Genomic DNA, 11,983 nt, shown 5'->3' with positions numbered 1-11,983 from the left:
GCGGGGTGGAGCAGCCCGGTAGCTCGTCAGGCTCATAACCTGAAGGCCGCAGGTTCAAATCCTGCCCCCGCAACCAAGCACAAACCCCCGCCCGCACAAGCCGGCGGGGGTTTTGATTCTGGGCGCCAGGCCGGCGGCTGAGCCTGGGAGGGAACAGTGCCGGCCCTGGGATAGCCGGGTGGAAATCCGGCAGCACAGCCCAGATGGTCGCCGCAATGGGCAACGCCGGTGGGACCTTGCAACAATGGCCGAGCACAGTGCATCCGCTGATAACCGATCTCCGTCTGATCGCCCGGGCGGTTGCCTCGGGGCGGTCCCCCGCCGCTTCGGGTGATGCGATTCGGGGGAGGGCCGGTAGGGACCGGTCCTTTTTGCGGGTGCGGGGAGGGGAAAGATCGCAAGATAGCGATCACATTTCATCACTATAAGTAAGATTTGATAATATTGTGTTAGATTTAGTTAAAAACTAAAAGTCAAGGCGCCATGATTTTGTGATATTTCTCGTTTATATTGGCAGGATTACAAGAATTTCTTTTTTCGAAGATAATATTCTGTTGAGAGTGCTCGTTATAAACAAGACTATCCCGCTACTGGCAATGCCCCGCGTCCACTGCGCGCGCAATGTGGTCCGGAGTGGGGGAATATCTGTGATGGTGGGAATGATGGGACGGATTGCGAACGTCGGCGGTGCTGGCGCCATGACTCATGGTGATACGGGCCAGGGTATGCTCCAGCGCGACACGATCCAGGGTAATCGCGGCCGCCTGCTGGCCGGCGCCTCGCTGCTGGCCATGGGCATGGCGCTGGCGGCGCCGTCGCTGGCCCAGGCGCAGACCACCGTTTCCACCACGCTGACCGGCACGCAGGTGAGCAACGCTAACCTGGCGACATACCGGATCACCGGCTCCGGCGCCATCGTCTCCACTGGCCAGACGCTGCTGAACAACCGCGCGTCCATCGGCACGCTGGAGAATGACGGGCTGCTGTGGAACACCAGCCTTGTTGGCGGCATCGGCCTCGGCAACACGTCCATCGGCAGCATCGGCTTGCTGCTCAACGCCGGCACCATCCGCGGCCACGCGACGGGCCTGGCCAATTTCGGCACCATCGGCACGGTATCCAATACCGGAACGATCTCGTCCGTGACCATGCCCGCCCTCACAAACTATGGCGGCATCGGCACCCTGTCGAACAGCGGCACCCTCATCGGCTTCGCCGGTTTCACCAACATCGGCAGCATCGACACCTTCGTCAACAGCGTCGGCGCCCGCATCCAGGGCGGCACCGCCATCACCAACGGCGGCCCGATCGCCGTCATGGTGAACAGCGGCACCATCGCCGGCACCTGGGTCGGTATGACCAACAATGGCGGCCTGGTCGGCACCTTGGACAACCGGGGCGTCATCTCCGACGTGGGCGGCGGCGGTCTTACCAGCGCCGCGGCCCTGTTGAACAACGGCACCATCAACACGCTGACCAACAGCGGCATCATTTCCGCCGTCGGCGCGACGGTCAACGCCGTCTACAACCAATACAGCCAGGCCGTGGTCGGCACGCTGATCAACACCGGCACCATCAGCGCCACCGGTGCCGCCGGCATTCTCAGCGATGCCGGCGCCACCATCACCGTTCTGAGCAACGGCGCCGGCGGCGTCATCAGCGGCGGTACCGACGCCATCCGCAACCGGGGCAGCATCGCCACGCTGGTCAACGCCGGCGTCATCCACGGCGGCTCGATCGGCGTCTATTCCAGCGGCAGCATCGGCACTGTGCTGAACGTGACCAACGCCACCATCGCCGGGGACGGTCGGACGGGCCTCAACAACACCGGCAAACTGGGCACGGTGTCGAACGCCGGCACGATCACCGGCACGACCTACGCGGTCAGCAACAACGCCCTTGCCAGCATCGCCGTCGTCGTGAACAGCAGCGGCGGCGTCATCGCCAGCGACGGTACCGGCATCTATAACGCCAACGGCGCCAGCATCACCAAGCTGAGCAACAGCGGCAGCATCGGCGGCAAGTTCGCCATCACCAACGCCGGCCTCGTCACCGTGCTGCGCAATGACGGGACCATCACCGGCTCCCTGGGCAGCAACCGCTATGCCATCAAGAACACCGCGACCATAGTCTGGCTGGACAACGGCGGTACCGTCACCGGCGGCAATGCGGCTGTGTTCAACAGCGGCAGCATCGGCAGCCTGTCCAACAGCGGCGGCATGAACGCCTCCAATGCCGTTTACAACTTCACCGGCGGCATCATCGGCACGCTGTCGAATTCCGGCAGCATCACCGGCGGGGAGGGCGTCGCCAACGGCGGCACGATGACCTTGCTGACCAACACCGGCCTTCTGGCCGGCAGTGGGGCCGGCGGCGTCATGAACAACGGCGTGCTGGGCACCTTGGTGAACAACGGCACCATTTCGAATGGTGCCTCCAGCAGCGGCAGCGCCGGCGTCTACGTGTTCGGCGGCACCATCGGCACGCTGGTCAACAACGGGGTGATCACCAGCGCCCATGTCGGCGTTTACAACCTCAGCACCATCGGCACGCTGACCAACAACAGCCTCATTTCCGGTGTCTTCAATGGTGTGGTCAACACCAGCCGTCTCACGCTGCTGGCCAACGGCGGCACCATCGCCGGCAGCATTGGCGTCAACAATACCGGCACCATCGGCACCCTGGTCAACATCGGCAGCATTGACGGTTCCAACAAGGCCCTCTCCAACACCGGCACCATCACCCGCCTGATCAATGCCGGCACCATCGCCGGCGACATCGTCAGCGCCAGCGCGCTGACCATCGCCGGTGGCGGCGCGGGGACGGTGGGCACCTTCACGGGCCATGCGGGCAACCAGGGCCTTATCACCAGCACCATCGCCAATGTCGTGCTGGCGTCCGGCGCCATTCTGCTGAACGACGTGGTCAACCTGAACACCCAGACGCTGGTGAACAGCGGCGCCGGCCTGACGGTGACGGGCGTAACCATCGTCGGCAACTACAGCCAGACGGGCGGCACGCTGGTGGTGGGGGCCGGCAGCGGCGCCCTGTTGGTCACCGGCACGGCCAGCATTTCCGGCGGCCTGCTGGGGGCAGCCGACGCCCCCGCCGCCAGCGGCGCCGTCAATGTGCTCGCCGGGGCCAGCGCCACCATCGTGGAGGCCGGCACCCTGGTCACCACCGGCCTGACCGCCAGCAACGCGGCCTATGGCACCGTCACCAACGGCAACTTCCAAGACCTCGTCCTGGTGCGGACGGGCGATTACATCGGCACCGTCTACGGCAGCCTGGGCGTCACCGGCCAACTCAGCGCCACCACGGCGGTGATCGTGGCCGCGACCGGCACCCTGGGCACGCTGACCAACAGCGGCACCATCAACGGCGTGAACCAGACCGGCGTGTGGAGCGCCGGCACCATCGGCACCCTGGCCAACAGCGGCACGATCCGCGGCACGGTGGATGGCGTCAACAACACCTTTTCCGCCACCCTGGGGCTGCTGACCAACAGTGGCGGGGGCGTCATCGCCGGCACGCTGCGCGGTGTCGATAACGCCGGCACCGTCGGCACGCTGGTCAACCAAGCCGGCGGCGTCATTTCCGGGAACAGCGCCGCCGTCTACAACCGGGGTGCGGGCGGCAGCATCGGCACCCTGAACAACGCCGGCACCATCGCGGGCGTCGGCGGCCGCTCCGCCATCGGCGTTTGGAATGCCGGCACGATCGGCACCCTGGCCAACGGCGGTGTGGTCTCGGGCGGCTCCACCGGCGTCTACAACGGCGTCGGCAGCAGCATCGGCGGCCTGTCCAACAGCGGCAGCATCGGTGGCAAGTCCGGCATCATCAACGCCGGGATCATCGGCGCGCTACGGAACGACGGAACCATCACCGGCACCACCGGCAGCAGCCACTATGCCATCCAGAACACCGCCACCATAGTCTGGCTGGACAACACCGGCCTGATCAGCGGCGGCGGCGCCGCCGTGTACAGCACCGGCAGCATCGGCACGCTGTCGAACGGCGGAACCCTGTCCGGCGTGAACGCGGTTTACAACAATACCGGCGGCGTCATCGGCACCCTGTCGAATACCGGCGCCATCGCCGGTGAGGCCGGTGTGGGCAACGGCGGCACCATCGGCCTGCTGGCCAACAGAGGCAGCATCAGCGGCAGCGGCATGGGCGGCGTGCTCAACACCGCCACCATCGGCACGCTGGTCAATGGCACCGCCGGCATCATCACCGGCCACACCGCGGGCGTCTACGCCTTTGGCGGCACCATCGGGATGCTGGCTAATCACGGCACCATCGCCGGTGACCTCGTCGGCCTCTACAACACCGGCATCCTGGGCACGCTGGCCAACAGCGGCACCGTCACCGGCGCCAACGCCGCCATCGCCAATGCCGGCCAGATCGGCCTGTTGTCCAACAGTGGCGTGGTCGCCGGCAACCTCCTTAACACCGGTGCCGCGGCGCTGACCATCACCGGCGGCACCGGCACCGCCACGGGCACCTTCACCGGTTACGCGGCAGGCGGCCAGGGCACCATCACCAGCACCCTTGGCAGCGTGGTCCTGGCCTCCGGCAACATCCTGCTGAACGACGCGGTCAGCATGGGCACCCAGACACTGGTGAACACCGGTGCCGGCCTGACGGTGACCGGCGTGACCGTCACCGGCAACTACAGCCAGACGGGTGGCACCCTGGCGCTGGGCGCCGGCAGTGGCGCCCTGGTCGTCACCGGCACGGCCAGCATCAGCGGCGGCATCGCCACCGCCGCCGGGCTGACCGGTGCGGTCAACCTGCTGGCGGGTGACACCCATACCATCGTGAAGGCCGGCACCCTGGTGGCCAACGGCCTGTGGGCCAGCAACGCCACCTACGGCACCGTCGCCGACGGCGGGCTGCGGGACCTGGTGCTGATCCAGACCGGCGATTACATCGGCTCCGTCTACGGCAGCCTGGGCAACGCCGGCGCCATCAACGCCACCACGGCCGTGGCGGTGGCTACCACCGGCACCCTGGGCACCCTGTCCAACAGCGGCACCCTGTCGGGCAGCGCCTACGGCGTGCTGAACCAGGGCGGCATCGGCAGCGTGGCCAACGGCGCCGGTGGCCTGATCGCCGCCACCCAGGTGGGCATCGCGAACCAGGGCGGCACCATCGCCGTGCTGAGCAACGCCGGCACGATCAGCGGCCGCACCGGCGTGCTCAGCAGCGGCAGCATCGGCGCGCTGTTGAACAGCGGCACCATCGCCGCCACGTCCTATGGCATCGTCAACACCATCGGCGGCACGATCGGCAGCCTGGGCAACAGCGGCAGCATCCGCGGCGGGGGCATCGACAACGCCGGTGTCGTCGGCACGCTGGTGAACAACAGCGCCATTGCCGCCGACCACATCGGCCTCAGCAATGTCGGCAGCATCGGTGGGCTGTCCAATGCCGGGGTGGTCAGCGGCGCGTTCACCGCCCTGTTCAGCAACGGGACGATCGGCACCGTGACCAACACCGGCACCATCGCCGGCGGCAACTGGGGCCTCTACAACGCGGACAGCATCGGCACGCTGCTGAACAGCGGCACCATCAGCGCCGTCAGTTGGGCCATCGACAACGAAGGCAGGCTGGGGCGGCTGGTCAACAGCGGCGTCATCGCCGGCAACATCGTCGACGCCAATACCGGGGGTGCCGGCCTGACCGTCATCGGTGGCAGCGGGAACGCCGTGGGCACCCTGACCGGCTATGCCGGGGCGCAGGGCACCATCTCCATGCCCAATGGCGGCGACGTGGTGCTGGCATCGGGCAAGATGCTGCTGAACGACGCGGTCAACCTGGCCTCGGGCGCGCTGGTCAATGCCGGCGCCTCGGTCACGCTGGTCAGCATCGTCACCGTCGCGGGCGATTTCCACCAGACGGCCGGCACCTTGCTGGCGGCGGCCGACGGCGGTGGCCTGGAGGTCAGCGGGTCGGCCAGCCTGACCGGCGGCACCCTGGGCATCCGGCACGACGGTGCCAATGTACTGGCGGGCGACACCGTCACCGTGGTGGAGGCCGGCACCCTGTCCTTCAGCGGCGTGACCGGCATCAACGGCAGCCTGTCCACGGCTAGCAGCGGGTCGGTCACCGGCCTGGTGCTGACCATGAGCGGCGACTACATCGGTGGCACCTACGGCAGCCTCGGCAACGCCGGCCTGATCCAGTCCACCACCGCGGTGGCGGTGGGCACCGGCGGCACCCTGGGCACCCTGTCCAACAGCGGGACCCTGGCGGGTACCCGCTTGGGCGTCGACAACCAGGGCAGCCTGGGCCTGGTGGACAACACGGGTACCCTGTCCGGCGGCATCGTGGCGGTCTACAACAACAGCGGCACCATCGGTACGGTGCGGAACAGCGGCACCATCGCCGGCGGCACCTATGCCGGCGTCTACAACGATGGCGGCACCATCGGCACGCTGTCCAACAGCGGCACCATCACCGATGCCTGGCTGGCGGCGGTTGCCAACGACCATGGCGGCACCATCGGCCGGATCGACAACAGCGGCACGCTGGCCGGCGGCATCACCGGCGTGTGGAACGCCAGCGCCATCGGCACCGTGGCCAACAGCGGCCTGATCAGCGGCCTGATCGCCCTTTACAATGACGGCGGCACCATCGGCCTGGTGGCCAACAGCGGCACCTTCGCCGGCACCATCCTCAATGCGTCGGCATCCGCCCTGACCATCGCGGGCGGCAACTTCGACACCGTGGGCACCTTCACCGGCTATGCCCCGGGCAGCCAGGGCACCATCGTCAGCACGGTGGCCAACGTGGTGATGGTGTCGGGCAACGTGCTGCTGAACGACGCGGTGAAACTGGGCACCGGCACGCTGGTGAACAGCGGCGCCAACCTTCTGCTGAGCAGCATCGTCGCCGTCGCCGGCAACTACAGTCAGACGGACGGCACACTGACCGCCGTCATCGGCACCGATGCCGCCGGCCAACTGGTGGTCAGCGGCACCGCCAGCCTGAGCGGCGGCACGGTCGCCGTCCAGTCGGGCAGCAACGCCATCGCCGGCGACCGCTACACCGTGGTGGAGGCTGGCAGCCTGACCGCCACCGGTGTCACGGCGCGCAACGGCGTCCTGACCACGCTCACCAGTGGTTCGGTCACCGACCTGGTGCTGACGGTGGACGCCGACTATATCGGCGGCGCCTATGGCACCCTGGTGAACACGGGGTCGGTCAGCGCCGTCACGGCGGTGCAGGTGGCGTCCACCGGCACCCTGGCGGCCCTGTCCAATACCGGCACCCTGACGGGCGGCATCTATGGCGTGGCCGTTGCCGGGGGCGGCACGCTGGGCTGGCTGACCAACGCCGGCACCATTTCCGGCGGGTCCACCGGCGCCACCAACCACGGGACGCTGGGGACCCTGGTGAACCGGGGCCTGATCACCGGCGCCGGCGCGAATGGCATCGCCAACGACGGCATCCTGGGCACGCTGGCCAACACCGGCACCGTCGCGGGGCATTGGGGCGCCCTGTACAATTCCGGCGGAACCCTGGGCGTGCTGGACAACAGCGGGGCCATGACCGGCGGCACGGCGGGCCTCTACAACGAGGCCGCCATCGGCACGCTGTTGAACAGCGGCACCATCGCGGGCGGCACCTATGCCGGCATCTACAGCAGTGGTTCCATCGGCAGCCTGGCCAACAGCGGCAGCATCACCGGCGGCTATGCCGGCATCCTGAACAAGGGGACGCTGGGCACCCTGTCCAACGACGCCGGCGGCGTCATCACCGGCTCCGCCACGGGCGTGTACAACCACGGCACCATCGGCGTGTTGAGCAACGCCGGCACCATCACCAGCGCCAACCTGGGTGTCTACAACCACGGCACCATCGCCACCCTGGTCAACAGCGGCGTCCTGGCCGGCGCCACCGCCCTGCGGAACAGTGGCACCATCGGCGTGGTGGCGAACACCGGCGCCATTATCGGCAACGTGGTGAACGACGGTGCCACCGCCCTGGTCATCACCGGCGGCGCGGGTGGCGTCGTGGGCACGCTGACCGGTGGCACCATCATCAGCACGGCCGCGAACGTGGTGCTGGCCTCCGGCACCGTGGCCCTGGACGACGCGGTGAACGTCGGCAGCCACACCCTGGTGAACAGCGGCGCGTCCGTCGTGCTGACCAGCATCGTCAGCGTCACCGGCAACTACAGCCAATCGGCCGGCACGTTGACCGCCGTCCTGGGCGCCGGCGGTGCGGGCGGGCTGGTCGTCAGCGGCAATGCCAGCCTGACCGGCGGCACCGTGGCCGTCACGGCCACGGACGGCATGAACCTGATCGCCGGCGACAGCTACACCATCGTCGCGGCTGGCGGCAGCCTGTCGGCCACCGGCCTGAGGGCCGCGGCCGACGGCTTCAGCGCCACGCTGGGCACGGCCGCCGACGGCGGCGCCACCGACCTGGTGCTGACCCTGGTCAGCGACTATGTCGGCGGCACCCTGGGCACCTTGACCAACAGCGGCACCATCCACGCCGCCACGGCGGTGAACATCGCCGCCGCCGGGTCCCTGGGCACGCTGGCCAACACCGGCGCCCTTATCGGCAATGTGGTGAACAACAGCGCCAACGACCTGGTGGTGGTGGGCGGCCCAGTGGGCGTAAATGGCGGCGGTACGGTGGGCAGCTTTACCGGCGGCACCATCCGCAACAGCCTGAGCAACCTCACCTTCGCCTCGGGTGGCATCAGCCTGGGCGACGCCATCGACGTGACCGGCCACACGGTTGCCAACACCGGCGCCGTCATCGCGCTGGCCGGCGATATCGGTGTCACCGGCAATTTCAGCCAGAGCGGCGGCACGCTGTCGGTGGACGGCCACGTGTTGGGCGTCAGCGGTGCCGCCAGGGTCACCGGCGGGGTGGTCGACGCCGGCCTGTCGGGTACCGGCACCTACCTGGTGGGCGACAGTGCCACCCTGATCCAGGGTGGGGCGGGCTCCAGCTACACCGGCGCCGTGGTCACCAGCGGCGTGGCCGGCCTGGACGCCAGCGGCAGCGTCAGCGGCACCAGCCTGCTGGCGGTGGCGTCCAACGATTACGTCGGCGGCAGCCTGGCCAGCCTGGCGGTCACCGGCACGCTTGTTAATACCGCCGGCGGCGCCACGGCGCTATACATCGCCGCCACCGGCACGCTGGGCACCCTGGCCAACACCGGCACCATCGTCGGCAACGTCGCCAACCTGTCGGCGGGTGACCTGACCGTCACCGGCGGCAGCGGCGGCACGGTGGGCGGCCTCATCGGCGGCACCATCCGCAACGCCAGCAGCAACCTGGTGTTCGCGGCCGGCGACCTCAGCCTTGGTGACGACATCGACGTGACCGGCCACACGGTCACCAACGCCGGTGCCAACCTGTCGCTGGCCCGGAACGTGGCGGTGACCGGCGACTACGGCCAGTCGTCCGGCACCCTGGCCCTGTCCGGCCACGTGCTGAGCGTGAGCGGTGCGGCCAACGTCACCGGCGGCGCGGTCAATGCCGGCCTGGCCCCCGTCGCCAACTACCTTGTGGGCGACAGCGTCACCCTGATCCAGGGCGGGGTGGGGTCCAGCTATGCCGGCGCCACCGTCACCAGTGGCCTTACCGGCCTGGATGCCACCGGCAGCGTCAGCGGCACCAACCTGCTGGCCGTGGCCGCCAACGATTATATCGGTGGCACGCTCGCCAGCCTGGCCGTCACCGGCACGCTGACCAACGCCACGGGCGGCGCCACGGCGCTGTACATCGCCAGCACCGGCACGCTGGGTGGCCTGGCCAACACGGGCGTCATCGCGGGCAACATCACCAACCTGTCGGCCAACGACCTGGCCATCAGCGGCGGGACGGACGCGGCACCGGGCACCTTGACGGGCCAGGGCGGCAGCCGGGGCATCATCACCAACAACCTGGCCAACCTGCGCTTCGTTTCCGGTACGCTGCTGTTGAACGACAACATCAGCGTGGGCAACCACAGTGTCATCAACAGCGGGGCCACCCTGCTGGTGAACAGCGCCATCAACATCACCGGCAGCTACAGCCAGACGGCGGGCAACCTGGTGATTGGCGTGTCGTCCACCAGCAGCTACGGCAACCTGGTGATCAGCGGCAGCGCCAGCCTGACGGGCGGGTCGGTGACGCTGAAGGCCACCAGCGGCTCCCTCGCCGCCGGCAGCTACACCATCGCCACCGCCGGCAGCGGCCTGTCCGCCAGCAACCTGGTGCTGACGGCGGCCGGCTACACCGTGACCAGCAGCACCATCACCAGCGGCGGCAAGACCGAACTGGTGCTGACCCTGAACACCGCCAGCACCGGCACCACCGGTTCCGGCGAGGGCACGGGGACGAACGGGGGTTCGCCGGGTAACGGCTCCTCGGGGAGCGGCTCCTCGGGGAATGGCTCCTCCGGCAATGGCTCCTCGGGGAACGGCTCCTCAGGTAACGGCTCCTCGGGGAATGGCTCCTCGGGGAATGGGTCGTCCGGCAGCGGGTCGTCGGGTGGCGGTTCCACGGGCGGCGGCACGACGACGCCGGCCACCACCAACTACACCGCCGTGGGCGTGGCCCAGGGTGGTGCGGCGGTGGGCACCGGCGCCGCGCTGGACGTCATCGCGGCCAGCGGCGGCTCAGCCGCGGCGGCGGTGCAGACGGCGGTGTTGGCGCCCCTGTCCACCCTGACCGGCACGGCCAAGCAGGTGGCGGTGGCCCAGCTGGCGCCCAACCAGCTGACACCGCAGCTGACCACCAGCCTGGTCACCCCCACCACCACGGCCATCAGCCAGCACCAGCAGACGGTGGCGGGGCTGATGGACAACTATGGCGGCAAGGGGGCCTCGGCCGGCGACGGCACGCTGAACGGCGTACTGTGGGGTGAGGTGCTGGGCGGCGGCGCGCTGCGCGCCAACGCCATGGACGCGGCGGGTTACCGCGCCAGCAGCGCCGGCCTGGTGCTGGGGGCTGACTGGTACGCCGATCCGGAGGTTATGGCCGGCCTGGCGTTCAGCTGGCTGAACAGCGCCGCCGTGGGGCAGGGGGTGACGGCCGGCAGCCTCACACGGGTGGGCAGCTACCAGCTGACCGCGTACAGCGTCTGGCGCCCGGCCTTCGCGGAGCAGCGGCTGTCGGTCGAGGGCCAGGTGGCGTTCGGCTACAACCACTACGACCAGCGCCGGACCATCGACTTCCTGGGCGCCCGCGCCAACGCCAACTACGGCGGGGAGCAGTACCTGGGCAAGGTGACGGTGGGTTACGCCATGCCGGACCGCAACGGCTTCACCCTGACGCCGCAGTGGAGCCTGCAGGCCGCCCGCCTGACCAACCATGCCTACAGCGAGCATGACGCCGGGGTGGCCGATCTGGATGTGGCCGCCATGACCACCAACAGCCTGACCCAGGAATTGGGCTTCAAGCTGGACACGGCCCTGAACACCGGCATCGGCAAGCTGATGCCGGACCTGAAGGTGGCGTGGGTGCACGACTACCTGAATGGCCCGGTGACGACCACCAGCGCCCTGGGCGGCGTCAGCTTCGCCAGCACCACCGGCCGGGTCAGCGCCGACGGCGTCGCCATCGGCCTGGGCGCCACCCTGGCCAAGGGCGACGGCATCAGTCTGCGCCTGGAATACAGCGGTGAACTGCGCAGCGACTACCAAAGCCACGCCGGCGTTTTACGCGCCAGCTGGGCGTTCTGACCAGGAAGGGAAGGCCAGGGGCCCAAATGCCTTGGTCTTCCATTCCCCACGATCTCGATGGCCGGCGGGGGTAGCAGCCGGCCTTGCAGGGCGCGGTAGACGGTACCAACGGCCACCACGCCCACCACCACATTGGCCAGCAGGAACAGCGCTGGGGTCAGTTGCGCCAGGACGCCGGTATCGCCCCGCGCCGCCACGCGCACCGGGGTGGTGGCCAGGGCGGTGGCGCCGAAGAAGGCGGCCGGCACGGGAGGCAAGAGGGGGAGGGGTGCCCATGGGGGCTT

Annotated in this window: 2 protein-coding genes; one reads left to right on the top strand and one right to left on the bottom strand. The window is 68.8% G+C overall.

Translation table 11 applies throughout. The features are described from left to right. The first annotated feature begins 698 nt into the window (after positions 1–698). Complete coding sequence (locus FBZ89_RS30985) at positions 699–11,699, top strand: hypothetical protein (protein WP_186457537.1); 11,001 nt, start codon at positions 699–701, stop codon at positions 11,697–11,699. On the opposite strand, the gene FBZ89_RS23770 is transcribed toward FBZ89_RS30985, so the two are convergent. After that, positions 11,654–11,956, bottom strand: a complete 303-nt coding sequence (locus FBZ89_RS23770) for a hypothetical protein (protein ID WP_145752772.1) — start codon at positions 11,954–11,956, stop codon at positions 11,654–11,656. The genes FBZ89_RS30985 and FBZ89_RS23770 overlap by 46 nt on opposite strands. Positions 11,957–11,983: the final 27 nt, after the last annotated feature.

The sequence above is a fragment of the Nitrospirillum amazonense genome (genome assembly GCF_007828045.1).
GTDB classification, from domain to species: domain Bacteria; phylum Pseudomonadota; class Alphaproteobacteria; order Azospirillales; family Azospirillaceae; genus Nitrospirillum; species Nitrospirillum amazonense_C.
Note: the sequence above shows the minus strand (reverse complement) of the source record. Positions and strands in the feature narration are given on the sequence as shown.

Excerpts from the sequence above, each read along its gene's own strand:
- FBZ89_RS30985 (WP_186457537.1), top strand. The coding sequence starts at position 699 with ATGACTCATGGTGATACGGGCCAGGGTATGCTCCAGCGCGACACGATC.